The 25,228-nt window shown below is 45.4% G+C and carries 25 protein-coding genes, 1 tRNA gene, 1 pseudogene and 1 other annotated feature; of the genes and pseudogenes, 9 read left to right on the top strand and 18 right to left on the bottom strand.

Annotated elements, in window-relative coordinates; translation table 11 throughout:
- Positions 1-114 precede the first annotated feature (114 nt).
- Together C8R11_RS11255 and C8R11_RS11250 are read right to left on the bottom strand one after the other, a co-directional pair.
- A pseudogene (locus tag C8R11_RS11255) lies at positions 115-1,207 on the bottom strand (IS481 family transposase).
- A 153-nt stretch (positions 1,208-1,360) separates the two neighbouring features.
- Positions 1,361-2,122 carry a YfdX family protein gene (locus C8R11_RS11250; RefSeq protein WP_146159105.1) on the bottom strand — a complete coding sequence of 254 codons (762 nt, stop codon included), beginning with the start codon at positions 2,120-2,122 and terminating at the stop codon, positions 1,361-1,363.
- A gap of 364 nt (positions 2,123-2,486) precedes the next feature.
- On the opposite strand from C8R11_RS11250, the gene C8R11_RS15910 reads away from it, so the two are divergent.
- A complete protein-coding gene (locus C8R11_RS15910) occupies positions 2,487-2,732 on the top strand; it encodes a hypothetical protein (RefSeq protein ID WP_146159104.1) in 246 nt (81 codons plus the stop codon).
- Between the two features lie 82 nt (positions 2,733-2,814).
- Here the strand turns inward: C8R11_RS15910 and C8R11_RS11245 are convergent, their stop codons facing one another.
- Positions 2,815-3,519, bottom strand: a complete 705-nt coding sequence (locus tag C8R11_RS11245) for a response regulator transcription factor (RefSeq protein WP_107795778.1) — start codon at positions 3,517-3,519, stop codon at positions 2,815-2,817.
- 619 nt (positions 3,520-4,138) lie between these two features.
- Entirely contained in the window at positions 4,139-4,681 is a 543-nt protein-coding gene (locus C8R11_RS16750) for a hypothetical protein (protein WP_244907643.1), read from the bottom strand.
- Positions 4,416-4,529, bottom strand: a sequence feature (AL1L pseudoknot). (Overlaps the previous gene by 114 nt.)
- Positions 4,682-4,933: 252 nt before the next feature.
- On the opposite strand from C8R11_RS16750, the gene C8R11_RS11235 reads away from it, so the two are divergent.
- Together C8R11_RS11235 and C8R11_RS11230 are read left to right on the top strand one after the other, a co-directional pair.
- The gene (locus C8R11_RS11235; protein WP_107795776.1) at positions 4,934-5,143 is read left to right on the top strand and encodes a TA system antitoxin ParD family protein; all 210 of its coding nucleotides are present in this window, start codon (positions 4,934-4,936) and stop codon (positions 5,141-5,143) included.
- Positions 5,144-5,151: 8 nt separating this feature from the next.
- Positions 5,152-5,364: a type II toxin-antitoxin system RelE/ParE family toxin gene (locus C8R11_RS11230; RefSeq protein WP_219908590.1), complete on the top strand. Its 213-nt coding sequence runs from the start codon at positions 5,152-5,154 to the stop codon at positions 5,362-5,364.
- Between the two features lie 880 nt (positions 5,365-6,244).
- Here the strand turns inward: C8R11_RS11230 and C8R11_RS11225 are convergent.
- The 10 genes from C8R11_RS11225 to C8R11_RS16490 form a co-directional block, all read right to left on the bottom strand.
- A tRNA-Ser gene (locus C8R11_RS11225) sits at positions 6,245-6,334 on the bottom strand.
- Between the two features lie 158 nt (positions 6,335-6,492).
- A complete protein-coding gene (locus C8R11_RS11220) occupies positions 6,493-6,945 on the bottom strand; it encodes a PAS domain-containing protein (RefSeq protein WP_107795775.1) in 453 nt (150 codons plus the stop codon).
- Positions 6,946-7,010: 65 nt separating this feature from the next.
- Complete coding sequence (locus C8R11_RS11215; RefSeq protein WP_107795774.1) at positions 7,011-7,490, bottom strand: SRPBCC family protein; 480 nt, start codon at positions 7,488-7,490, stop codon at positions 7,011-7,013.
- A gap of 23 nt (positions 7,491-7,513) precedes the next feature.
- Positions 7,514-8,677 carry an NAD(P)/FAD-dependent oxidoreductase gene (locus C8R11_RS11210; protein ID WP_107795773.1) on the bottom strand — a complete coding sequence of 388 codons (1,164 nt, stop codon included), beginning with the start codon at positions 8,675-8,677 and terminating at the stop codon, positions 7,514-7,516.
- A 9-nt stretch (positions 8,678-8,686) separates the two neighbouring features.
- On the bottom strand, positions 8,687-9,625 hold the full coding sequence (gene gluQRS, locus C8R11_RS11205; protein ID WP_244907642.1) for a tRNA glutamyl-Q(34) synthetase GluQRS: 939 nt from the start codon (positions 9,623-9,625) through the stop codon (positions 8,687-8,689).
- 665 nt (positions 9,626-10,290) lie between these two features.
- Positions 10,291-12,003 (bottom strand): ABC transporter ATP-binding protein, encoded by a 1,713-nt coding sequence (locus C8R11_RS11200; RefSeq protein ID WP_107795771.1) that lies wholly within the window; start codon positions 12,001-12,003, stop codon positions 10,291-10,293.
- Between the two features lie 122 nt (positions 12,004-12,125).
- A complete protein-coding gene (lolD, locus tag C8R11_RS11195) occupies positions 12,126-12,857 on the bottom strand; it encodes a lipoprotein-releasing ABC transporter ATP-binding protein LolD (protein ID WP_107795770.1) in 732 nt (243 codons plus the stop codon).
- The gene (locus C8R11_RS11190) at positions 12,850-14,097 is read right to left on the bottom strand and encodes a lipoprotein-releasing ABC transporter permease subunit (RefSeq protein WP_107795769.1); all 1,248 of its coding nucleotides are present in this window, start codon (positions 14,095-14,097) and stop codon (positions 12,850-12,852) included. Before C8R11_RS11190 ends, lolD begins: the two co-directional genes overlap by 8 nt.
- A gap of 239 nt (positions 14,098-14,336) precedes the next feature.
- The gene (locus tag C8R11_RS11185) at positions 14,337-15,323 is read right to left on the bottom strand and encodes a universal stress protein (RefSeq protein ID WP_107795768.1); all 987 of its coding nucleotides are present in this window, start codon (positions 15,321-15,323) and stop codon (positions 14,337-14,339) included.
- A gap of 417 nt (positions 15,324-15,740) precedes the next feature.
- Positions 15,741-16,595 (bottom strand): cation:proton antiporter family protein, encoded by an 855-nt coding sequence (locus tag C8R11_RS16490; RefSeq protein ID WP_280523897.1) that lies wholly within the window; start codon positions 16,593-16,595, stop codon positions 15,741-15,743.
- A gap of 37 nt (positions 16,596-16,632) precedes the next feature.
- Between C8R11_RS16490 and C8R11_RS16485 the strand changes: the two genes are divergently transcribed.
- Positions 16,633-16,797, top strand: a complete 165-nt coding sequence (locus C8R11_RS16485; RefSeq protein WP_219908588.1) for a hypothetical protein — start codon at positions 16,633-16,635, stop codon at positions 16,795-16,797.
- 32 nt (positions 16,798-16,829) lie between these two features.
- Here C8R11_RS16485 and C8R11_RS16480 read toward each other — a convergent pair whose 3' ends face one another.
- Positions 16,830-17,402, bottom strand: a complete 573-nt coding sequence (locus C8R11_RS16480; protein WP_219908587.1) for a cation:proton antiporter domain-containing protein — start codon at positions 17,400-17,402, stop codon at positions 16,830-16,832.
- Positions 17,403-20,126, bottom strand: a complete 2,724-nt coding sequence (locus tag C8R11_RS11175) for a cation-transporting P-type ATPase (RefSeq protein WP_107795767.1) — start codon at positions 20,124-20,126, stop codon at positions 17,403-17,405.
- A gap of 216 nt (positions 20,127-20,342) precedes the next feature.
- Between C8R11_RS11175 and C8R11_RS11170 the strand changes: the two genes are divergently transcribed.
- From C8R11_RS11170 to C8R11_RS11150, 5 genes are all read left to right on the top strand, one after another.
- Entirely contained in the window at positions 20,343-21,512 is a 1,170-nt protein-coding gene (locus C8R11_RS11170) for a UbiH/UbiF family hydroxylase (protein WP_107795766.1), read from the top strand.
- 23 nt (positions 21,513-21,535) lie between these two features.
- Positions 21,536-22,264: a DsbC family protein gene (locus C8R11_RS11165; protein ID WP_107795765.1), complete on the top strand. Its 729-nt coding sequence runs from the start codon at positions 21,536-21,538 to the stop codon at positions 22,262-22,264.
- 180 nt (positions 22,265-22,444) lie between these two features.
- The gene (locus C8R11_RS11160; protein ID WP_107795764.1) at positions 22,445-22,876 is read left to right on the top strand and encodes a hypothetical protein; all 432 of its coding nucleotides are present in this window, start codon (positions 22,445-22,447) and stop codon (positions 22,874-22,876) included.
- Between the two features lie 251 nt (positions 22,877-23,127).
- A complete protein-coding gene (locus C8R11_RS11155) occupies positions 23,128-23,565 on the top strand; it encodes a host attachment protein (protein ID WP_107795763.1) in 438 nt (145 codons plus the stop codon).
- A 39-nt stretch (positions 23,566-23,604) separates the two neighbouring features.
- Positions 23,605-23,877, top strand: coding sequence for a hypothetical protein (locus C8R11_RS11150; protein WP_107795762.1), 273 nt, complete (start codon positions 23,605-23,607; stop codon positions 23,875-23,877).
- Positions 23,878-23,939: 62 nt separating this feature from the next.
- On the opposite strand, the gene C8R11_RS11145 is transcribed toward C8R11_RS11150, so the two are convergent.
- Both C8R11_RS11145 and C8R11_RS11140 read right to left on the bottom strand, forming a co-directional pair.
- Positions 23,940-24,452 (bottom strand): SixA phosphatase family protein, encoded by a 513-nt coding sequence (locus tag C8R11_RS11145; RefSeq protein WP_181258237.1) that lies wholly within the window; start codon positions 24,450-24,452, stop codon positions 23,940-23,942.
- 19 nt (positions 24,453-24,471) lie between these two features.
- Positions 24,472-25,209: a ParA family protein gene (locus C8R11_RS11140; RefSeq protein ID WP_107795760.1), complete on the bottom strand. Its 738-nt coding sequence runs from the start codon at positions 25,207-25,209 to the stop codon at positions 24,472-24,474.
- Positions 25,210-25,228: the final 19 nt, after the last annotated feature.

The following is a 25,228-nucleotide window of genomic DNA, read 5'->3' as shown; positions in this document are numbered from 1 at the left end:
ATAAAAAAGTAATTGTGGAATGAGGCACGACTTGCTAAAGTGATTATGACAAAGTCGCTCGGTAATTAGACCGACAGTTTCCCTTGGTAATCACACTAATACAGCTAAGATAATTTATGGTTTTACCAAGATACTTTTCGGAGGAGACTGACTGTCCGCAGGTATAAAAAAGTGATCAAACTGTCTGCCTTTTGTCAGTACCCTGCCGTCCATCCAGCTTTGCCAGGGTATTTTACCGTAGCAGTGTTTTCCTGAATGGGGTCGTTCTTTATTATAAAACGTCATCCAACAATCAACATCCTGCTGAATCTCATATAAATTTTGATAAATTTTGCTACGAAACATGACGTCATAGCACTCTTTTTTCATTGTTTTATGAAAACGCTCACAAATTCCATTAGTCTGCGGGCTATAGGTTTTGACTTTAGTATGATCAATACCTTTGAGTTTTAAATAGTGTTGATAGTATGCGTTTCTTTTTTACCGCAATATTCAGTTCCCCCATCAGTCTGGATTCGCAGCAAGGGGACATTCTGCTTGTCGAATAAAGGAATGACTCGGTCTTTGAGCAGATCATCAATCATCTGGGCGTTTTTGTCGGCATAGAGTTTGACAATAGCCAGCCGGGAATACGTATCGATAAAAGTCTGTTGGTAGATTTTACCAACGCCTTTGATACAGCCAACATAATATGTATTTTGTATGCCCAGATAACCCAGGTAATGCATATCGACTTCCTCGTACGCTTTTTTTCTTTTCGTTATTTTTTCCAATGTCTGTAACTGAGGTTTTGTCAAAGCACTGCAATCTTGCTTAATTTTTTTTCCAATGCTGACAGCCGTTTCTTGAAACACTCCAGATTATGCCGCAACCAGATTGATCTGACACCGCTAGCAGATACTGTCACCCCCTGAAGTTTTAATTCATTGGCAACTTTGTGCTGTCCAAAGGACGGATATTTATACGCCATATCGACCACCGCTTGCTCAACATACGGCTTTACCCGGTTTTTTTTAATTGGCTTCTTGCGGCTGATTTCTAATAATGCAGCTTCTCCACCCTGATCATGCAGCTTCTTGAATCGATAATAACTGTCTCGACTATAACCCATAATTTCACAGGCTTTCTGAACATTATTGAACTGCTTGACGAGTTTCAACAAACCCAATTTCGGTTTGACAATTTTTGCTTCTAGCTGTTGATTCATTTCCAGCACTCCTTATATTCTTAAGACGCTATGCCACTACTGCAAAGGGAGAACGCGCATTTTTGCACAGACTCTGGCTATCTGATCCAAACGAATAAAAATTTGAGAGAGGAGACTCGGTATCCGATGTCCCCTCCGGCCTCAGGTTGCAAGTTAACCAAACCAGTTTCTAAAAGCTTTTCGCAGGTTATCAAACCGATCACTGATACTTTGAGTCATCATCGGGTCTTTCCCTCTTAACTCCGCCTGCAATTGATGGAAATCCTGCGAAAGCCTGTTGATGTCATCCTTTTCTACTTCAGAGAGCTTCGTGTTGCTGATACTGTCAAGACGCGCATGGACATTCTTAAAGGTCGTACGTGTTTTATCATACTGCTTATTATTTAAGAATGCCTTGGCAAGCGCCAGGTTTTCTGAAATTGCGGCTACTGGCTCATCTATTGTTGTTTCATTGATAACAGATCCCTCAAAAGCTGAGGTAAGCACTTCCTGCGCAATATTGTATTCCTGTTTCTTAATATCTGTTACTGCCGCATCAAGCGCTGCTTTTATTTTATCCAAGTCCATCGAAAGGCTCACGTAAACCACACTGGCACTGGTTTCTCTAAAAGGCAGCCTACTTAATTGATTAAAAATCGGCTCATAATCGCTAATCAGCAACACATCGTCTATCACTGGGACGTAATGATTAATAACTTCCTGGTTTTTCACATAGACTACTTTTCCATAAGTGAATTTAGAATTTATCGTTTGCGATGGATAATCTGTTTCTAATTGGGCATTAAGAAACTGCGCTTTTTCAATATGATGCATTGCCTGGCGCGGAAGTCTGATTCTCAATGCAAGTTTGGCCAGATTAGTGTGCGCCATCATTTTGTGCGCTCGCGACTGCGTGTCTTCATGCTTCAGCCCCATTTGCGCGCTATCTTTTAATGCAGCGCCATTTGACGAATCCGAAGCAAATATCAGGGTTGGTTGCAACAGTATGGCAGCTAGCATTACCCCGCAGGTGAATATAGTTCTGTTCATGTCATTTCTCCTAACTGTTAAAAGGCCCCACGTGGTGACAACAACATATCACCGAACGTGACACAAATTTTAAAAACACTCATGCAAACACCACGCAAAAAACATGTTAAAGTTTTGTTAAAAATGAGTATGTTTTTACAAGTTATCGTAGAAATGTTGAACTATTTTCACTTCATCAGCACTCCAAAAGGAGTTGAATCAGTAAATGTATCCGGCAATCCCCTCCGAAAAATACCACTTATAGCTCTGCATGCGCACAATCCACTTTCTCCACTTTCTTGTGGCTGCACCGGACGACAAAGTCGTAGGTAGAAAGTCTGGAAAGAAAATACCGAGTCAGGCAAACCATCGAAGCGAAACCGCTTTGTCTTCGATTATTTTTCGGGGGGATTACCAAAATATTCATCAATCTCACCGGTTTTGTCCACCAAAAGCCAGGATGAGTATACCCAAAGAATCCAGTATCGAGTCTGATAAGAATTCCAGTGCATTATAGAAAATAGTCAGGTAAGTCCTTTCCTTCTCACAATACCTTCATGAACTATTTTCATTGAAACGATGAGACTTATTGCAATCGCTCATACTGTTTCTCGAAACAACCTTACACTTTTTTTATCCGTTAGCTTGTAGCCGCAACCTCGCACAGTATGTATAAAAGGATGCCCAAACGGTTTGTCTATAATCCGACGCAGATTGGAAATATGAGCACGTAACGCATTACTATCCGGCGGATTGTCCTGCCAGATCGCATACTCAATTTCCTCGCATTTGATGACACGATGGGGATTTTTCATCAAATAAGCCAACAGCCGAAACAACGTTGGATTGAGAATAATTTTCTTACCTGCTCTGTATACTTCACCTGTACTCGGATGAAGCGAGAGATCACCAACTACTAATGGTGAAGTTGCTGGCAGACGGTTAATCCGTTCTGACAATATTTTCACACGCATGGCCAGGTCTTTTAGCGCAAAAGGTTTTATTAAATAGTCATCAGCACCGGAATTGAAGCCTTCTAATTCATTCTCAAACGTATCTCTAGCAGTCAGCATGATAACTGGAACTGCCTGATGCGCATCTTGACGAAGCCGGCGGCATAGCTCGTAACCATCTATACCTGGCAAACCCAGATCCAAAATAATCGCGTTATAGTCCTTTGCAAGCGCCAGATGCAAACCAGTGACACCATCAGCCGCCGTATCGGCTATGTAACCTAATGATTCAAAATAATCATAGATGCTGGCAGCGATATCTTGATTATCCTCTATGATCAGTACTTGCATGAGTGTATACCTGACATAATTTTAAAACTGACAGTTGATATGAAATGACAGCGAAATACCAATTGAATATAGAAGCCCGTGCATACCCACTTTCTCCATAAACAAATGAATCGTCAAAATATTTTACATATATTTTGACAAAAAACTGCTGATGTAAAACTTCATTAAGTGTGCTTACCTACAGCTCATAACTTGTATGTGCTCAACATTATTATAACCAAGACAATGTCAAAACCATGTTAAGAAGCGATTCAAAGTCGGCAAGAAAGCAACTCCGAACGACCATCATTTTGTTGCTTACTCGTTTCAGGTTTACTCTATCAATCCAAAGATGATGAATTGATGGAGTACTAGTGCATGTTTGCGCAACTCAAGCACCTGCGGCGCGTACAGGCAAATGACGAACAGACTGCTTTCTGCTGTTGAGGAAACCGCTGGGATCGGCAATCAGCGTGACATATTAACAAAGTGATGGTGGCAAAATTTATCGCTCAGAGACTGTCCCATTCACTGAATCGACCCGACTTTTTTGGACTATTTGCGCTCTAGGATTAGAATCCTTCCACTCGAACCCTAGATTCTTCCTGTAATTGAAACCACCATCTTAACTGGCACACTTTTAACGCGTTATTTGATACATTTTTGCTCTGTTATTGACAACTTCTTGCCGCGCCGGATGCCTTGTATCCCAAGCTTCTTCATCAACCGTTCGACGGTACAACGCGCAACACGAATACTTTCTCGCAACAGTTGTCGCCATATTTTGTTTGCGCCATAGGCTTTGAAGTTGTTTTCCATACGCGCTGTATATCGCATTCAAGCGCTTTGTCTCGCATAATGCGATCTGGCAACCGATCAGGATCCCGTTCACGCGCTTTGTGCCTATAGTAGTTTGACGGGGCAATCTGAATTGCCTGCAAATCGGCCCGACCCCGTACTGTTTCTTGTGCTGATTAACAAATACCTCTGTCATTTCGGTCGGCTCGAGGTCCGCCTGGGCAAAATAAGCGGATGCCTTGCGTAATATCTCATTTGGCCGCTTCAACTCACGGTTCTCACGCTCCAGCTGTTTGAGTCGCTCACGATCCGAAGTTGACATACCTGCTCGCATACCTTGATCAGTCTCTGATTGCCGTACCCATTTACAGCGCCTCAGCGGCACAACCTATCCTGGATGAAATCGATTCCAATGCGGCCCACTGCGACTCATGCTCTCCCCCTGGTGCGCTTGCAACAGCCGGACAACCCGCTCACGAACCGCCAGCAAACAGCTTACTTATTTTCTCATGACCCTATCCTCTCAAGAAATAGAGTCTGCTGCAAACCCGAGGCGATTCAGCACCAAAATTAATGACAAAATCCTTGCCACGTTCCTTGAAGGAACTAATTAAGCTAAAATGAGCCTTTTACCAGCATGTCTGTAAACGTAAAACTATCAAAGAGCCTGGTGGCCGAGGCCAAACGCTACGCGCAAACACAACACAGCTCGCTACCCAAGCATATCGAATACTGGTCACAAATTGGCAAGATTGCAGAGGAGAATCCTGATTTGCCGTTTACCATGATCCGCGACATACTGATTGCCGATCAGGAAAAGTTAACGGGTGAGTACAAGTTCGGCTGATGCGTTTTATGTCACGCCCACATTTGAGCGTTGTAAAGAAGCAGCATCCACCGCATAAATCTGATCTTGATGAAGCAGTGCGTACCATTGCATCAAACCCTGATTGCGGTGAAGCAAAAGTAGACGACCTGCTTGGAATCCGGGTCTATAAATTCCGTTTATCGGAACTAATACAGTTTATCAAACCAATTGTGCATGCTCGCATATCGTATTCTCGATAAGGCTAGCTTGAAACTACTGGTCTTCGGGTTTTTATCGCCATCTCTAGCGAGATGAGAAGTAATTTTTTTTCTTCAGCATTGAAATAGCTGAACTTTAAATTGGTTCTGGGGGTATTGCCAGGTTAAGTTAAGTTAAATTGGACTGATTTTCCACCTCGAGCCAGTATTATGAGTATTTAACAATCAATGAGTTGAAAATTCGTGTATTGACCAGTTTTTATGCAAATTTACTTAACTTGGTAATACCCTCAAGAATGCTCAGACCAGATGTCAGGTATTTAACATTCCAACATCGAAACTTCTCAGCATCGATTGAAACAAAATACATGTGCATTTTGCTTACCGATTGACAACATGGGCTTTAACCTTCTTTGTTTTATATGATAGTCTATTCAGTTGTTTAAGGTTTTTCTTCATGCAAGGTTTTTCTGTAACTGAATAATATTTCAGCAATGCTTGCTAGAAAGTTTTTACGTTTTAACAGGCCTCAAAACTGACTGTGTCAAATTTGTGCCAGACTTTGACAGAAATACTGCTATTTGAGCATTCCAATTCGAGCAGAAGCGCTGATTCATATAAAAAATGCCTGATTTAACCTTGAGCACCAGCCCCGCCACTTGCCATTCAACTTTAGTGATTCAGCAAATTCAGGTGCAAATAGCAACAGTTCATCAAGCGGTTGTTGGCTAGGCGGGTAGTTTAGTGAGTGTCTCTTTGAGCCGTATGACTGTATCAAAGCCATTACGTTAGCAGCACCAGACAAGATTTAGGGCTTGTCTTATCCGCTTAATTCATCCAGAAATGTTAATTACTAACCGCCGACCGAAGATGGGTAGATTTACTAACCTTTTATATTTTTTATATAATTACATTATATTATTGGCGGAGGCGGTGAGATTCGAACTCACGGTAGAGTCACCCCTACGGCAGTTTTCAAGACTGCTGCCTTAAACCACTCGGCCACACCTCCCCTCGTGAAGCGCGTATCATACCCTTTCATACAAATTTTCGCCAGTACCTTTGTCCGCAAGTATTTATCATGCGGCCAATAAACAGCACTCCACTACGTATGAATTTTCTGTTTTAACAATATAAGAATGTTATTTATTCCAGTATTGAACCACCGCTTTATTTTTCAAGCGATGCCAGACGGTCATTCAGTCGTTTGATTTCTTCATCCGCCTTGACTTGTTCGGTTGCGTCATATTGAACACCCAGGAAATACAGCAGGTTTCCTTTTGAATCAAAGAGCGGCATCATCATCAGATGATTAAAAAATAACTCACCATTTTTTTTATAATTTCTGAGTGTAACTTCGACGGGTTCCTTATTTTTTATCGCCGCTCTTAATTGAGAGACTGCTTCCTGGTCGCGATCCGTGCCCTGCAAAAACCGACAGTTTTTCCCCAGCGTCTCTTCCTGTGAATAACCTGTTATTTTTTCGAATGCTTTATTCGCATATACAAGCGGCAAATCTTCCAGATCGGGATCAGCCAATGTAACACCGTTAATACATGAGTCAAGAATTTTGGATAATACTTGTGGAATCAACCCAGGGTCTTTTTCAACGATAAAGTCCATAATATCTCTCCAAGTTTATATTCAAGTTACACAGCAAAACCATATTTTTCCAATGCAAGATACTGTCAATTAGTTTCTGCACTTTCAGCCTCAATTATTTTTTTTATATTATGCACCGTTCTTTCAGTGCCGTCTTGGACAGCAATGCGAACAAGCTTTTCAAATGGTTTCATATGTAACTCCAGGTCAAGCAGCTCAAAAACAAAAGTGATTCGACTACTTTCCTCATCGACTGCTTCAATAACATAGTCACATCGATAAGGATTTGAAATACCTTCAAAGCAGATGCGTGCGCCGGCATCAAACACATTAACCTTGAATGTTGATTCCGAACGATTTCCTTGATCAACCCTGACCTGACGGCATTGCGTTCCTAATTGAACCGGGCCATCTGTTAGCTTTTCGAGTTCCTTAACTTCTGGCGACCAACGCGGATAGTTGGTCAGCAAATCAACGCCAATGAAATTAAACAGTTTGTCAGACGGACTACGAATCAGCGCATTGGCCTTACCGGCAACAGGGGTTTGTTTTAATAGACCAAACATAAATAGTCTCCTGTGTTAAATTCTTAAACCACATAAGTATCTATCCCCATCAATAATAAATCATATTGCGCCTCTACCAGTTCTTTTATTGCAAGCGCAGGGATACCCGTTACAATATTGCCTTGTGTGATTAACCACCCGACTGCATCTGATGGACCAAGATTAACGACATATCCAATGTCATGATGCAGGTAGGGTTCGAGTATTTTCAGCATGCCTGAATGACGCAAAATATTCCGGCCAACCAGCTTTCCTTTACGCACAGCCGATTGCGCTGATTGAATATTCGAACCAAAAGCTGTATAAACAGAACAATCTCCCGCCACGAAAATATTCTGCAATGTCTGGTGGTTAACTACGGATTGCCCAAACATGTTTGCGGACAAAATATTTTCCTGTTTTTTTCCAAGAAAAAGAAACGTCGCATGCGAAGTCAGCTCAAAAGACCGGCCTGTCTGTTTTTCCTCAAGCATTACGCTACAATCATTCTGTCCACGATAACGTGTATCAGGTATAAAATCAATATTTAAATCCTGCATACAGGATTGTACATAAGCATCGAAACCACGTGGAAACTGCGCAAGCACCTGATCACTTGAGTGAATCAATCGCAATTTCGCTTTAATATTTTGCCTGCACAAAAACTGTTTTATTTCAAACAAAAACTGTATGCCTGTTGCACCCGCACCAACGACAGAAATCAGTGGTTCATCCTGACCGAGCTTACTTAAGTGCTCACGCAACAATTCCGTCCCTGGAGTTTGCATAAAATGCTGCAACGTAAAAACATTTTCTATTTGATCACACTGCTGTGTGCGCGTATCTACACCCGTAGTCACGACCAAATAATCAAAATCAATCCTTTCATCGCCAACCACCAGGCTCTTTTGGTCTTGCCATTGCAACAGCAGTTCATCCGTCACAGCCAACGCAGCCTGAATATGACGACAATTAAAACGTGACTCCAGCACACTGAAAGAAACAAGCAAATCCGATAACGGATAGCGAAACGTCTCATGCAGATGCGTAACTTTAAGATGTTGATCACTGGGATCAATAATGGTGATGTCAACATTGGAGGCATATTGCTTCAGGGTTGTCAGCGCCGTCAATCCGGCATAGCCGCCACCGACAATCACAACTTTTGTCCGTCGTTGACCGGGTATATAGAATGGCAATAGCACCACAAATTCTCCTTATGTCATAAAAACTGTGGGCACGCCTGTTTTTGTCACATTATCCGCATTCCAATGCGAAATGGCCCACTGCCAGAATGTTTTCAGATCACAATCCAGTAATTCCCGCGGTGGATTCTGACCAAGAAATTTTAGTGCAGCTACTAACTGAAATGATACATTGAATTGCGCAACAGGTGCAGCAAAGGTTTGCTTACTGAGTTTCTCGCCTCCGTCATTGGTAACAATTGGCAAATGCATATAAACCGGTGTTGCATACCCCAAAAGCTGCTGCAAAAATATCTGCCGCGGTGTTGAATCCAGCAAATCAGCGCCGCGCACCACATGTGTGATATTCTGCTGCGCATCATCGACCACTACCGCCAACTGATAAGCAAAAATGCCATCGGCACGGTGCAAAACAAAGTCTCCGATATCTTTGCCGATATGCTGGGACAAAACCCCCTGCACACGGTCTGTTAATGCCACAACACGCTGATCGGTTTTAATGCGCACTGAACTTTGCTTTCGATCCTTAACCCAGTTATGCGCATTCCTGAAACTGTCCCGGCAAGTACCCGGATAGATAGGGCCACTGATACCGACTATGCTCGAATCGGCAATTTCCTTTCGCGAACAGACACAAGGATAAACCATCTCCCGTTTATTAAGCAAAGAGACCGCACTACTATATAAATCATGACGCTGACTCTGGTACACTACTTGACCATCCCATTCCATGCCCAATTTCTCCAGCATTACCAGAATATCGCGTGACGCACCAGGCACTACGCGCGGCGTATCAAGGTCTTCCACTCTGATCAACCATTCACCGTGATGCGATTTGGCATCCAGATAACTGCCGACTGCAGTAACTAATGAGCCGAAATGAAGCGGTCCGGTCGGCGATGGCGCAAAGCGCCCACGGTAACAAGAACTTTGAAATTGTGTATCAGTCACCGGCATGTATGAATCGAAGCATACTGTCTTTCTAATTGCATTCGTTATATTAGACTTTGAAAGGCATTTTTGAAAGGCGGACAATTATGGCAACACTTTAATTGCAGCTAACGCATTCACTGTATAATACAAATCCTGCTATTTATACTTTTATTGATTTGAAACTACAGAATTTCAGCTCATATTCATCTGGATCGAATACATATAGCGAAGTAGCATTCATCCACGTCAGTGGAATGGGTCATTGTGTTGCGTAGCTTTTTTCCTCCAGAGTCATCTGCATCACAACTAACACCGAGAACTCCACGCAAAACGCAAAGTGCTGTTTTGGCCAGATTCCCTCATCTTCCTGAAAACTGAAAATTTCTTAATAAAATCTCCTTGATCGTCCAAGGTCCGTCGCTTTAACCGCGACTTCAAATAGCCCCTTGATCATGATGTGTACAGCTCGAGATCAGGTCTATATTAACGGTCAACATTGACTGCGCGCAAAATACTCTTTTACGCAGGATCATTTACAAAACTCCCATGATCAATTTCTGATATCTATTTAGTTGCACGCTCTCAATCAGTTTTTTTATTTATAATCCGTAGTAGAACATAATAACAGCCTCTTCGTAATCAACCGTAACCGGCATACAACATAACTGCAAGGTGGTCTACATTCAATTCACAGAAGGAACATCAGCACCATGCGACAGTGTTTTCGCTTCGCCCTCGGACAAAATAAACACCCTGTCGGCGGCATTGATCACTGCAGGCTGGTGTGAAACGGCAATAATAGTGAGCTGCTTGGACAACTGCCGCAACGTTTCGCAGATTGTTTTTTCGCTCTCTGGATCCAAAGCGCTGGTAGGTTCATCGAGAATCAGAAATACCGGCGCATGCGCCAGCGCACGTGCAATTGCAATACGTTGACGCTGCCCACCGGAAAGTAATCCGCCACGCTCGCCGACAATCGTCTGCATACCGTCCGGTAACGCACTGACAAAATCCCATGCACCTGCCTGACGCAGTGCGCGTTCGGCATCCTCTGCAGTCAGCGCAGGCTCGCCAACCAGTATGTTGTTCATGACTGTGTCATGCAGCAAAATAGTATCCTGTGAAACGTAACCAATCATATGCCGCCATCTACGCATATCGAGTTCATGTAGTGATTTACCGTCAATCAACACTTCACCCGCATTGGGTTCAGCCAAACCGCACAACAAGTCGATTAAAGTACTTTTACCAACGCCGGACGGACCGGTGACAGCTGTAAACGTTTTAATGGGAATTTCAATATCCAGCTGTTTAAATATAGTTTTCTTATCATAGCTGAACCGAATATTGCGTAATAAAATACCCTGCTGCAAGTGCGGCTCGTCCGTTCCCGACCTGCGTTCAGCGGCATCGGCGGCATCTTCTGCGGCCTTACGCAGCGCCCAGTATGCACTTTCCTGTACGGCAAGTTGCTGGTATTTGCGCTGCGTTTTATTGAGCAGACCCAATATACGTGTCAGCAGAAAAACCATCACCATCACTTCAGGCAATGACAGTTGCCAGACCACCAGCGCCAGATACAAGCCGGCCGCAGTAATCGCTGCCAGTATCGGTTCCTGCAGTGCCATTAATGCTGCCCGACTCATCACTTCATGCCGCGTGGCTTTTTCCAGTTGCTTGGTCTGGTCGCGCAGAATCGCATCCGCCACATTGTCACGCGCCATCGCTTTAAGGGATTTAACGGAATTTAAAACATCCGATAGATAGGTGAGCAAATGGCGTAGTAATTGCGTTTGATTTGCACCTGCACGGCGTGTTGCGCGCACCAGACGGTGCAGCACGATCAAGAGAAACAGGCCGATAAAAAGCGATGCCAGCGTTGCCTGCCAGGAAATAAACACGGCCACCAATGCATAGACAAGTACCTGTGTTGCCAGCGCCAGCACATTTACGCTGTGTTCAAAGCCATTGGCTGCTCGATAAGCTTCAGTCGCCACCGAATTCGCCAGCGAACCCACCGGTTGGCGCAAATAATATTGCCAACGACTCGCTAATAAAGCTTCAATCAAATTTAGGCGTAAAGCCGTCGCCACATGTGCAACCGTATATCCCACCTGACGATTCGCCAGCAGCAGTATCAGTCCTTTTGTGAACATGCCGCCCACAATAATAATCAGAATCATATCCAGTGTCGGTTCTATACCGATTTTCCTGAGCGCTTCTTCCATGAACTGACCAATCCCAGAATCACCCGATGACTCACCAACCGCTATCGATAATAAAGGTAATAATGCAGTCAGACTCAGCCCTTCCGCCACACCGGCGACCAACAGTGCCAGTATCACAAATGCACTGCGCCGTGGAAAGACCATGATATATGTAATAAGGGTACGCATCGATTTATTTAAAATTGACTATTGACGATAAGCATTTTGATTGTTATTCAAAAACAACAATGAACAGCCTGCGAAAGCTTTAAAAACCGATTATCAGGATTGCTCTTTACCGGGAATGGCCATTATTCATAAACGCCTTGGGACATTACCGGCGCATCCTGCAATACGCCGTCAATAAGCTGTTTGATACGTCTGGCGCGACTCGCCAGCTTCAAATCATGCGTAACGATAATCAAACTGGCGTTAATCTGCTCATTTAACGCCAGCATCAAATCAAAAACAGCCTCGGCTGTGCGACGGTCCAGATTGCCAGTCGGTTCATCAGCTAGAATACAAGCCGGTTGCGTCACCAGTGCGCGCGCCACGGCTGCCCGCTGGCGTTCGCCACCGGATAACTCGCCCGGTGTATGTGTCAGTCGATGACCCAGGCCTACCTGTTTTAAAACTTCGGCTGCGCGATCCTGCGCTTCGTCTGTCGCCATGCGCCTGATCAACAAAGGCATTGCGACATTCTCCAGCGCCGTAAATTCCGGCAGCAAATGATGAAACTGATAAATAAAGGCCAAGGAACCATTGCGCAGTTTGCACCTCGCAGACTCATCCATTGCTGCAATATCCTGCCCCAAAATATGAATTTCACCGCCACTTGGCTTATCGAGTCCGCCCAGCAAATGCAGCAAGGTACTTTTACCTGAGCCGGACGCACCGACGATAGCCAGCATTTCACCGCTCACGACTTCCAGATTGACGCCTTTCAGCACAGAAACTTCCAGTTCGCCCTGATCAAATTGTTTGAACAGATTGCGGCAGGTAATAACGGCATTATCAGCGAATTTGCTTGCAGCATTATTCATAACGTAGCGCCTCCGCCGGATTCACCTTGGATGCCCGGTAACTTGGATAAATGGTAGCCAGCAGACTCAACACAAACGATACCACTGCTACAGTTACAATATCCGAAGTCTGCGGATCAGTTGGAATCTTACTGATATAATAAATCTCATTCGATAAAAATTCGACACTGAATATCCATTCGATAAACGCAACCACTTCTCCGACGTTATACGCCAGCAGCACGCCACCACTCACGCCCAGGATGGTGCCCGCCACACCGATAAACGTCCCCTGGACAATAAATATTTTCATAATGCTACGTGGACTCGCACCTAACGTACGCAGAATAGCGATATCAGACTGCTTGTCGGTAACCGCCATCACCAGTGTTGAAACAATATTAAACGCCGCGACAGCAATAATCAGTGCCAGAATCAACGACAGCATGCGCTTTTCAATCTGAATCGCGCGAAAATAATTTGCATGTTGTCTGGTCCAATCACTGACATAATAAGCGCCCGATAACATCGTAGACAAGTCATGCACCACCTGTGGCGCCTGAAACAAATCACTCAACTTCAAACGCACGCCTGAAACCGTATCATTTTCCATACGATAAAGTTTTTGCGCGTCAGCCATATGAATCAGCACCAGTCCTGAATCGTATTCGAAGTGTCCGGCTTCAAAAATACCGACTACGGTGAACTGTTTGAGCCGCGGCAAAATGCCTGCAGGCGTCACCTGTCCCTGCGGCGAGATCAGCACGATCTTGTCGCCCCTGAACGCCCCCAGACTGCGCGCAAGCTCCATGCCAATGACAATACCAAAATCACCGGGCAGTAAATTTTCCAGCTCGCCACTAACCATCATATCGGCAAAATCTGCAACCGTATTTTCTTTTTTCGGCACAACGCCTCGTACAATCGCACCATGCACAACCTGATCATAAGACACCATTCCCTGCGCACTGACAAAAGGCGCGGCCGCATCCACAGAGGGATGTTTGGAGGCCTCATCGGCAGTCATCTGCCAATTGGTGAGCTTATTGTCAAAACCAGTGATCTGTACATGCGAAGCAACGCCCAATATGCGTGCGCGCACCTCCTTCTGAAAACCATTCATCACAGACATGACGGTAATTAACGCAGTCATGCCCAGCGTAATGCCCAACAAGGAGATCAAGGAAATAAAAGAAATAAAATGATTACGCTTTTTTGCGCGGGTATAGCGCAAACCAATAAAAAGCTCGTAAGGAGACACGAATAAAAATTACCTAAATCAATCAAAAAGTGGAGTTTGCCACAATTAACAGGATATGAGTAAATATGTGGTCCGTTAAAGTGCCGTATTGAATCCATGGCATTTAATTTTCATGCTCAGAACAAGCTCTTCACTCGGACTGATAATTTTTAACTTAAAATAGATAATGCGAAGTATTAAATTGCTCATCACCAAAAACCATGTTCGCAAACTCTGTTCCAGAGTTAGTCTATGTCTATTTAATCCATCAATGTAATGGGTGTTGCAAACCCAGGCGGCTTGACCGCCAAAACTGAACAATCAATTTGATTGAGAATTTCCTCCGCGGTATTGCCCATAATGAATCCAGGTATACCCGTACGGGCTACTGTACCCATGATGATCAAATCGGTTTCAATCTGTCTTGCCAGTGTTGGAACTACTTTACGCGCTGCACCTTTCACTAAATGGATCCGCGGCTTAAGGTAATCCATTGCATCCTTCCCCAATCGATTCGTCGTCTCCAGCACCAATGTATTCATATTCTGCTGATGCTGCTTTCGAACTTGATCCACATAAATAGCAATCTTTTCATCCGAAGTGTTCATAAAGGGTTCACGCGTACGCATGAGATCCTCACCCACGGCTTCCCATGCATGCACAATATACAGCGAAGCAAACTCCGACAGCGCCAAGGAACCAGCCAATTCCAGAATCTTCTGATTCAATATCTTTCGTGTCTGCAATTCTGATGGCAAATAGTCATAATTCACATCCACAGCTGCCAAAATACGCTGACAAGATTGTGGCGCCCCCGGCTTGATCAGCCAAACGGGACATGGGCACTTACGTAACAGATGCATATCCTCACTGCCGAATATGCGGCCCAGCCAATCCCGGGTTTCGGCCATCTTAATCACCAGATCATATTCGAAACGCAACACTTCACGGACGATCTCCAAAAATGGTATGCCTGTTAGAATTTTGGTCTGGATCTGAATTTTCTTGCGATAAGGTTTAACTAACAACTCCGTTTGTTGTTCATGATGTCGCAACACCATGGCCTGCAGATCAGTTGAAAACGAATCACGCTCCAACGTTTCGATATCACCTGTAATGCGTTCGATCATGTTGATGACCGTGAGGCTGGCCTGATTATTCTCCGCCATTACAGCGGCACGCGCCAGAGCAGGCTTGCAGGCTTTCCCAGATTCAATTACACAAAGAATATTTGTAAATCCTGTCATGTCATTGCCTTATAGCACTGGAATTCAGGGGCATACCGAACAGGCTTACCGGGTATTGTTCTACATACAGATTTGAATCTCGCCATATAATCCTTCTCTTTATTCAGTACAGGCATTTTAGAACACATTGATCCAGTTTATTACTTAATGCACTCGGCAACAAACTGATTATATTAACCATAATCCATATTGACAGGTACGCCTTGTAACACCTGCTCAAAAAGGAGTGCACAACAAAACACAAACCCGATTGATTGATGCCACACCCGCGACACAGCGAAATCCATATAAACAAGGCCGCAGACCATCCAACCCGCCATAACGCCATTCCACTATCGACGAGAACATCCCAGATAGCAAAGAGCAAAATTCCCCACAAACTGATAACCAATCAACTTTTCGATTTCATTACGAATCTCACCGCAATTTCCCCAAAGTTGTCTGTTCAAAAAGACGATCAGCCGCCTCGCGCGCAGCATCCGCAAACGGAACCAGCACGAAATGAGCGCCTGCCTGTTCCAACCCGGCAACTTCATCAAAATGATGGGCGGTAACGGCGATCCTGCCTGCATAACCCAAGTCCCTCAGGGCATGAATAAGCACCTGACTAACATGGTGATCGCGTGCAGTACTGACCACCCATTGAGTACGTGCAAGCGGTAGTGATGCAATAAACTCAGGATCTTCAGCATCTCCATAAATGACGGGGTGTCTTACGGAATCACATGCACGAACAAGTTCTGGATTATAATCGACACTCAATACTCGGCAGCCATGCTCACGCAATGCTTGTGCAATTCCAGCTCCGTAGCACCCTAAGCCAAAAACAATAACCTGTAGAATACCATCAGCAAACGTATCATTCTGCTTGTTTTCCCTATAAGGTTGTCGACGTTCGAATATGCTTAGCCAGGGTGCCAGCCATTCATATAATAAATGTGAATATAGAATCATATAGGTAGAAACACTGATCGTAATAATCCCTACCAGGGTAATCAATCCCACAGTTGCAGCGTCAATATGGCCGAGATGCAAGCCCAATGCGCCCAGAATCAGGGAAAACTCGCTAATCTGCGCTACAGTAAGCCCAGCCAGAAACCCGGTACGTTTGCGATACCCAAGTACGCCCATGATAACCATAACAATTAATGGGTTTCCAATCAGTACGAATAACGAGAATACTAATGATTCAACCAACTGAGCGCCTAACAGCCCAAGCTCCAGAGGTGCTCCCAGATCAAGAAAGAAGAATAACAACAAAAAGTCGCGCAGACTAACCAGACGCGCCCCAAGTACATCCCGTTAAGGCGTGGAAGCTAAAGACACACCCGCGACGAAAGCGCCCACTTCCTTGCTAAAACCCAGCATATCGCCCAAAGCCGCCAGAGCCACAGCCAGGCAATACCGAACAACACCAAAAGCTCCCGCGAATGTGAAAGCAAATGAAGCAATCCTGGCAATATATAACGTATAGCCAATCCAACAGCGATTAGAAAAATAATGCCCTTAATTGACACACCCAAGACTTCGAGGCCCATCGAAGCACCAACGATACTCGCACTGGCCACGGCATTGAGACCTATCATTACAAGCGCGACCACAAGATCCTGCACAATCAGAAAGCCAAGGGCAATGCGTCCATGCAGCGTGTGCATCACGCTTGTCGGAGTGCAACTTGACAATAATAATCGTACTAGAAAATGTCAGAGCAACCGCCACATATAACGCAGTAATCGGCGACATGCCTAATGCCAGTGCGATCAAATAACCGATAATGCTGGTAAAGGCTACGTGACCGAGTCCTGTGGCCAGCGCCACAAGTCCCATAGTGCGGATAATATGGAGATCCAACTTGAGCCCAACAACAAATAACAACAAGGTAATGCCGAGTTTTGCCAGCAAGTCAACCTGATCACTGTCGCTCACCCAATCCAGTGCCGATGGACCGGCCAGAATACCCACTGCAATAAAACCCACAATCAAAGGCTGGCGCAAACGGACACCAAGGGCGCCAATAGTCACAGCCAATAGCAGCAGTAACGCCATCTCGGCAAAGATATCGGGAAGCCCTTCTTCCATTTAACTGCCCTTACAGCCTTCTGACCGAAGACGCAGCCATTTTTCAGTGCCGACCACACTATAAATAACCAGACCACCAGACAAAATGAATGTCCATTCAATCATCTCCAGCGGAGCGCTTCCAAATAATACATTCATTGTCGGAGAATAAGTAAAAAGGATTTGTAACAAAACCATTGTGGTTACCCCTAGTAGCAGCCAGTAATTAGAAAAAACGCCTATCTTAAACATGGAATGCCGCAACGAACGGCAGTTGAACAGATAAAACAATTCACCAAATACAAACATATTGACTGCCATGGTCCGCGCTGTCTCGATGCTCTTTCCATGCCATAAAGCCCACTCAAAAAAACCAAAAGCACCGATCAATAACATCAGACTCACAAGTCCGATACGGAAGCCAAGTTCCCGGGTAAGAACCGATGCCCCCGGATGTCGCGGGGGACGCGTCATAATTCCAGGTTCTTTTCGCTCGAACGCCAGCATTAAGCCTAGCAGTATCGCTGTAGTCATATTGATCCATAGAATCTGGACCGGAGTAATGGGCAGCGTCAAACCCAAAAACACCGCTACCAGTATCAAGAGGCCCTCGCCAATATTAGTCGGCAGTGTCCAGGTGATGAACTTGATAAGGTTATCAAATACTGTTCGCCCTTCTTCAACAGCAGCTTCGATCGTTGCGAAATTGTCATCAGTCAACACCATATCGGCAGCCTCTTTCGCCACCTCAGTACCGGCCACACCCATGGCCACACCAATATCAGCCTGTTTAAGTGCCGGGGCATCGTTGACGCCATCACCAGTCATCGCCACCACATGGCCTTTGGCCTGCAGCGCCTCCACCAGCCGCAGCTTCTGCTCGGGCGCGACACGCGCAAAAACAGCTATCTTTTGAGCAATCGCAATTAATTCCTGATCAGACAAATTTGAAAGCATATGGCCGTTAATTGCAAAATGATCAAGGTTTTGATTTGCAATCCCGTCCAGTCCTATTTGACGCGCAATTGCTGCAGCTGTAACAATATGGTCACCCGTGATCATCTTGACCTGAATACCAGCTTTCTGGCAGGTTTTAACAGCTGCTATTGCTTCCCGTCTGGGAGGATCCATCATTGCCTGCAGCCCCAGAAAACATAGCCCTTCAGCTACATCTGCATGGCTGATTGACTGATTAGGCGTCAACCTTTTCTTGCGCGCAAACGCCAGCACTCGCAGTCCTTTCGCAGCCATTGCTTCCACTTCGCGGTGAATTCTATCCTTATCCAGCAATTCCACTTCAGAGTCAGAACTGCAGTGTTTATCACAACGCGCAAGGACGCTTTCAACAGAGCCTTTCAGATAAACAATAGAAGCTTCTGTATTTACAGCATGCAAGGTAGCCATGTACTGATGCTGAGATTCAAATGGCAATGTATCAATGCGTGGTAACGTGTGTTCCAGCGAATGTTGCGACAATCCACCCTTAATCGCGACAGAGATCAGCGCAACCTCTGTAGGATCGCCCTCAATGCCCCATTGTGTATCATTTTTTTGAAATAAACGTGAATCATTACACAACAAACCTGTTTTCATACATTCCAATAGAACCGGATGAAAATTCAGATCGATTACCGATCCTTCAAGATGAATATCCCCGATGGGAGCATATCCTGTTCCTGATATTTCATAATGTTTTCCATCAGCATAAATCTCCTGGACGGTCATCTGGTTTTGAGTGAGTGTTCCTGTCTTGTCTGAACAAATGACTGTCGTGCTCCCCAAAGTCTCAACAGCCGGCATCTTGCGAATGATGGCATGCCGATGTGCCATCTTGTTAACACCAATTGCCAGCATGATCGTCATGGCAGCAGGCAACCCTTCCGGTATCGCTCCGACAGCCAACGCTACTGCCGCCATGAACGAATCAAGCAGCGGTTCACCATGCATCCAGCCTGCGAGAAAAGCCAAACCAGCCAGTCCCAGAATAACCCAGAGCAGAATCCGGCTGAAATGATTAATTTTCCGGGTAAACGGCGTAGCCAATGCCTCGGCGTTGATAAGTAGAGTATTGATATGGCCGAGTTCTGTACTATTTCCGGTGGCAACGACAATGCCTGCTCCAGTGCCGTAGGTAACCAGAGTGGATGAGTAGGCCATGTTGCTGCGGTCGGCCAATATGTTTTCCAGAGACAGTTGTTCCGGCTGTTTTTGAACCGGAACGGATTCCCCGGTCAATGCCGATTCATCAACCTGAAGTTCCCTGCTGCGCAACAACCTCAAATCCGCAGGTACCTTGTCCCCGGACTGCAGCAACACCAGGTCACCGGGAACCAGTTCTGAAGCGGCGATTCTTTCCTTCTTACCAGCGCGCACAACTGTGGCAGAACCTTCCATTGTATGAGCTAATGCTTCCATCGCCTTGAGTGCCTTCGATTCCTGGACATAACCAATGATGGCATTCATCAGCACGACACCGAAAATAACTCCACTATCCACCCATTCCTGCAACACAAATGTAATGACCACCGCAGCAAGCAGAATATAGACCAACGGTTGATGAAACTGTAACAGAAACAAAACCAGTGGACTCTTCCCCTGCTTGAGTGTGAGCTGATTTGGGCCAAAATGCTGTTGCCGGTGAGTAACTTCGAATCTATCAAGGCCTTTGGCCTCATCTGATTCCAGCAGGACAGCCACCTCATCACGCGGAAGATGATGCCAGTGCTTTGAAAGTAAAGTTTCCATTTAGATATCTCCGGTGCGCTCCAGCTCATGGATTATGACCCTGAGCTATCTCAATAACCAAGCCAAGAGTATAATCACATGATTTGGTTTATCAAACAAATTTCGAAAACCCCGGTGCAGCCAGGATATCAGGTCAAACTTAACGATCATTGAACTACACACACCAAGCACAGGAGAAGTTTTCTATACAGATCAAAGCAAAGGTATAATCAGCTCATGAAATTTGATATTGTCGTAATCGGTGGTGGATTGGTGGGTGCAAGTCTTGCGGCCGCTTTGAAGGATAGCGACCTGAAAATTGCAGTAATCGAATCACGCGAACCACCACCGCAGCCCCAGGATGAAAGCTGGGATAGCCGGATTTATGCAATCAGTCCGGGCAGCGTAGATTTTTTACGCGACCATTCGATTTGGCAGAGAATAGAAACATCCCGTCTCACGCCGGTTTATGACATGGCGGTTTTTGGCGATGACAACAATTCGCATGTTCACTTTAGCGCCTATGAAGTCGGTGTGGCTGAACTGGCCTGCATTGTTGAAAACCGTCAGTTACAGAGCGCCGTCTGGGAAGTACTGCAATCCCAAAAAGACCATGTAGATATCATTTGTCCGGCCAAATGCACCGCCATCAACTGGCATGAATCACATGTTAGCATTCAACTTGAAGATGGCCGCATGCTGGAGACTGCATTGGTTGTCGGTGCAGACGGCGTGAATTCATGGGTACGGGAACAGGCAGGCATTGAAGTTTCTCACCACCCTTATCAACAAACCGGCCTGGTTGCCAATTACATCACTGAATTACCCCATCGTAATATTGCGCATCAGTGGTTTAGGCGTGATGGCGTACTGGCCTTGCTGCCACTGCCTGGAAACCGGATTTCAATGGTCTGGTCTACCAGCGATGACCATGCCGCACAACTGCGCGATCTTTCAGGCGACACATTGTGCAAACGTGTTGCAGATGCTTCCTCGCATGCATTGGGCGAACTGCAGTTAATCACACCACCAGCCGGCTTTCCGCTTAATTTTGTGCATGTTCAGCACCTGATCAGGCCGCGCCTTGTACTGGTAGGCGACGCGGCACACGGTATTCATCCTCTGGCTGGACAGGGAATGAATCTCGGTTTGCGCGATGTGCGCAAACTCACTGAAATCCTTAATCAACGCGGCTTACAATCTGACGTGGGTGATTTTATGCTGCTACGCCGTTATGAGTGTGCACGCAAGGAAGATATTCTGGCGATGGAAGTCATCACCGATGGTTTACAAAAGCTGTTCATCAATCCTGACCCGACACTTGCCCGAATTCGTAATTTAGGACTGGCGATCACCAACCAACTGCCGCTCATCAAAAACCAACTGATGCAGCACGCATTGAATTAATCAGTATTTAACAAGGAGTCATAATGGCTATACATTTGAAGCGATTTATTCTAATCCTGTCATTGAGTTTTTTTTCCGGTACTATCTCGGCGGATGAAAAAGCTGTCAAAAAAGCCATTGAACCCCATTTTCCGGGTGCAAAAATTGAAAGTCTGAGAAAAACACCGTATCTGGGTCTTTATGAAGCGTTGGTCGGTGGCGAACTTTTTTATACCGACGAAAAAGCAGAATATTTTTTCTTCGGTCATATTGTAGATACCAAAACCAGGACCAGTGTCACCAATGAACGCCTGCAGGAAATTAAAGCCGCGCGCCGCGTGCCGCTGGATAGCCTGCCCCTTGAATTCGCCATCAAAACTGTCAAAGGCAATGGCGAACGCAAACTCGCGGTCTTTACCGACCCCAACTGCCCGTATTGCAAGCAACTGGAAAAAGAACTGCTGGAAATCACCGATGTCACGATTTACACGCTGCTCTATCCGGTGCTGAGAGGTTCTGTCGAACTTTCCACCTCAATCTGGTGTGCGCAGGATCAGATCAAAGCCTGGGATGATTTTATGCTTAGAGGCATCGCACCAAAGGATCAGGATTGTGAAACGCCGATTCCAACGCTATTGCGATCCGGTCAGGAAAACAGAGTCACCGGCACCCCTACCCTGATTTTTGCCGATGGTTCAATCGTTGGCGGTATGATTCCGGCGGAAGCGATTGAGGAACAGTTGAAAAGTGCGAGTAACGCAACCAAGAACTGAATACAAAATGTTTCCTGGCATATCAGATGTATAGAAACAATTTTAAGCTCAAATTTTTAATTGTAACGCACCAGTGTGTAACGCTTCGCTGATCACTCTACAAGGTTACACACGACAACACACCGTGCTGTCAAATTTGTTACACTGTTCACTAAAATAAAAATAGAGTGAAGGCAAATAATGCAAACACAAAATTCAAACAAGCCGGCTGTCAAGCGCAACATCTGGCCAAAACTGATCACATTGACTTTAATCCTGACGATCACCGCTTTTGCAGTATCGCTGCTTCCCCGTGGTTTTTCCGGGGATCTTTCATTAATTGGTCAAGGCACGCCTGTATTGTTGATTGTACATGATGACAATATTTTGCAAAGTGGGGCGACGATGGCTGTTATGAATGAAATCAGGGATGAATATGATGAGCGCCTGATTTTTCTTGTCGCCGACATTCAAACGCCCGATGGAAGAACATTCGCCGACCGACATGGTTTCCAGCCGACTGCACTGGTATTTTTTTCAGCCAGCGGAGAAAATCGCCAGACGCTTTATTCTCCCCAAACGGCTGAATCACTGCGCCGGGAGCTAAATACCACGTTCCAGTATTCAAAATAACTTTGCTGATATCAAATTCGCCAGGCACCCATAAAATGACTCTATCAGGTCGTTTAAAAACGTTTTTGAGGTAAACGGAGCAAGGTAAAAGCAAGAAAGAAAGCGGAGTTAATATGTAATAAATGAGATTCTTGAGCTTGTTACTAACGCGGCAACGGCAACGCAGATTGTTTTTCAACAACCTGCCAGACCTTACGCCGCAGTCAGACTCATGGACTTGATGATCAATAAAATTTTGGAGGATACATTTCATGACCAAAATCTGGATTCTTACCGCAAACAGCAGTCAGGCCAGGCTCTTCACTGCGGATTCGCCAATAGGGCCTTTAACCGAGCTCGAAACTTTTGATAATCCCGACGCGCGCGCGAAGCAAATGGATCTCACCAGTGACCGTCAAGGACGCAGTTTCGACAGCCACGGCGACGGACGTCATGCGATGGCGGTCGAGGTCGACCCCAAGGAACAAGAACAGATTCGCTTCGCCAAATTAATTGCGGGCCGGCTCGAGCAAGGGCGTGTGGCAAACACATTCGAGCGCTTGGTCGTGGTCGCAGCACCTGCATTTCTTGGCTTGCTACGCACTCACTTCAATGCTTCATTGAATGCGCTGTTGAGTCTGGAAATTGACAAGGACTACACGGCATGCAAGGCAGAAGAACTACGCGCACGGTTGCCGCAACGGCTTTAACCAGCCGGTTAACTTGAATATCGCATCAGAACAGATTGATTGCAGTATTGGCGTCTGACTTTATTCAGCGGCCTTTCTGGCAAGGATATTGGCAAAGCCATGCCAGAAAGGCCGCTTTGTCTTGCGCGCCATCTGCTTCATCAATTGTATGATACTCAATCAGATTATTTATTTGCGCTGGTGATACGCCAACATTTAAACAAAACGCATGGTACACAGCTTCGCAGTAATGACAGTTTCTCAGAGAGAGATGGTCCACAAAAAACGTTTTACTTGAGACGTCTGCCCACACGTCCGCGCGTTAAAATATGATTCATGACAGGCCAGATGCCTGTCATGGATTCCGGGAAAGCCGCTCATACACGAGCAAACTGTTAGAGCACTTCTTTGGGCCGGGACAAGCTGTACAGCATGCAGTGTTTTTCCGCAATATCCAGCCACCGGCTTTCCACGGCAATTTTAGCAACTGCACATGTGGTCATGAGCTTGCCATCGACTCTCGGTTTTGTCTGTTGTCTGCATAACACCTGTAATAAAGAATCCAGCCCCGGATTGTGACCAATCAGCAATACTGATTTTTCCTGTTCCGGCAACGCTCTGATCATTGCCAATAATGTATCCAGACTGGCATCATAAATCCGGTTGTCAAAATGAATGTCTTGAGCCGGTATATCCAAAGCGTACGCAAATATCGACGCGGTTTGATAAGCGCGCAACGCCGGTGAACTGATAATTGTTGCAGGCATATTGGCCTGTTTGGCCAGCCAAGCGGCCATCTTTGGCGCATTCGATAAGCCACGCTTTGAAAGCGGACGTTCAAAATCGGTAGCGGCTTCTCTTTTCCAGTCGGATTTTGCGTGACGCAGTAAATACAGTAAATGTGACAATCTGATTTTCCTTTAAATTTTAATACGATCGCTTGAATTCATCCCAGAGTGCCTGATAAGCCTTGCCCGCTCTGCTGTTTTTCGCAAAAACACACACCGGCTGACGATGTACGCCCATCAACTCGATATCACTTGCGTAGGGTATGCAGGATTTCAATACCCGTACATTTTGCGGCGGGTTTTCGATAATCTGTTTATGCAGTTTTTTGCGGCTGTCGACCATGGAAAAAAATGTCAGGATTTTGTCGTGTGCAATACCCATTTTCTTACAAAAATCAAGTATCTGATCCAGCGTCCGCAAAGATAATGTTGTCGGAATGGTTGGTGCGATTATCGCGTCGGCTGCAATCAGCGTATTCTCGGATACCAGCGAAATGCTGGGCGGACAATCCAGAAAGATATAATCATATTCCTTATTTAAGGGTTTCAAAATCTTTCGCAGCCGGGTGGCTGATTTTTTAAAATCATCAAGCGCAAGATCAAGATTACGGTAGGAAAAGTCGGATGGAATGAGATCCAGGTACTTATAGTCGGTGCCTTTGATCACATCATCCAGCGCTTTCTTGCCGGAAAGCAAACCTTTGCCGCCTTTTTTGACTTTGGGTTTTATACGAAAATAAAAACTGGCCGCCCCCTGCGGGTCTAAATCCCAAACCAGCGTTCTGGCGCCTTCATATGCCGCGAGATAAGCCAGATTCACTGTCGTCGCTGTTTTGCCGATACCGCCTTTAACATTATAACAAGCAACAATTTTCATGCCGTTTTACCTTCTGGTT

Origin of the sequence: Nitrosomonas aestuarii, assembly GCF_003046585.1 — a bacterium.
Taxonomy (GTDB): Bacteria; Pseudomonadota; Gammaproteobacteria; order Burkholderiales; family Nitrosomonadaceae; genus Nitrosomonas; species Nitrosomonas aestuarii.
The sequence above is the reverse complement of the archived record's forward strand: the minus strand, read 5'-3'. Positions and strand labels throughout refer to the sequence as shown.

Coding starts and splice junctions, on each gene's coding strand:
- C8R11_RS11230 (WP_219908590.1), top strand. CDS start 5,152: ATGTCACGCCCACATTTGAGCGTTGTAAAGAAGCAGCATCCACCGCAT.
- C8R11_RS11160 (WP_107795764.1), top strand. CDS start 22,445: ATGCAAACACAAAATTCAAACAAGCCGGCTGTCAAGCGCAACATCTGG.
- C8R11_RS11185 (WP_107795768.1), bottom strand. CDS start 15,323: ATGACAGGATTTACAAATATTCTTTGTGTAATTGAATCTGGGAAAGCC.
- C8R11_RS16480 (WP_219908587.1), bottom strand. CDS start 17,402: ATGGAAGAAGGGCTTCCCGATATCTTTGCCGAGATGGCGTTACTGCTG.
- lolD (WP_107795770.1), bottom strand. CDS start 12,857: ATGAATAATGCTGCAAGCAAATTCGCTGATAATGCCGTTATTACCTGC.
- C8R11_RS15910 (WP_146159104.1), top strand. CDS start 2,487: ATGCGCACAATCCACTTTCTCCACTTTCTTGTGGCTGCACCGGACGAC.
- C8R11_RS11250 (WP_146159105.1), bottom strand. CDS start 2,122: ATGGGGCTGAAGCATGAAGACACGCAGTCGCGAGCGCACAAAATGATG.
- C8R11_RS11155 (WP_107795763.1), top strand. CDS start 23,128: ATGACCAAAATCTGGATTCTTACCGCAAACAGCAGTCAGGCCAGGCTC.
- C8R11_RS11165 (WP_107795765.1), top strand. CDS start 21,536: ATGGCTATACATTTGAAGCGATTTATTCTAATCCTGTCATTGAGTTTT.
- C8R11_RS11215 (WP_107795774.1), bottom strand. CDS start 7,490: ATGTTTGGTCTATTAAAACAAACCCCTGTTGCCGGTAAGGCCAATGCG.
- C8R11_RS11235 (WP_107795776.1), top strand. CDS start 4,934: ATGTCTGTAAACGTAAAACTATCAAAGAGCCTGGTGGCCGAGGCCAAA.
- C8R11_RS11200 (WP_107795771.1), bottom strand. CDS start 12,003: ATGCGTACCCTTATTACATATATCATGGTCTTTCCACGGCGCAGTGCA.
- C8R11_RS11245 (WP_107795778.1), bottom strand. CDS start 3,519: ATGCAAGTACTGATCATAGAGGATAATCAAGATATCGCTGCCAGCATC.
- C8R11_RS11170 (WP_107795766.1), top strand. CDS start 20,343: ATGAAATTTGATATTGTCGTAATCGGTGGTGGATTGGTGGGTGCAAGT.
- C8R11_RS11175 (WP_107795767.1), bottom strand. CDS start 20,126: ATGGAAACTTTACTTTCAAAGCACTGGCATCATCTTCCGCGTGATGAG.
- C8R11_RS11140 (WP_107795760.1), bottom strand. CDS start 25,209: ATGAAAATTGTTGCTTGTTATAATGTTAAAGGCGGTATCGGCAAAACA.
- C8R11_RS11220 (WP_107795775.1), bottom strand. CDS start 6,945: ATGGACTTTATCGTTGAAAAAGACCCTGGGTTGATTCCACAAGTATTA.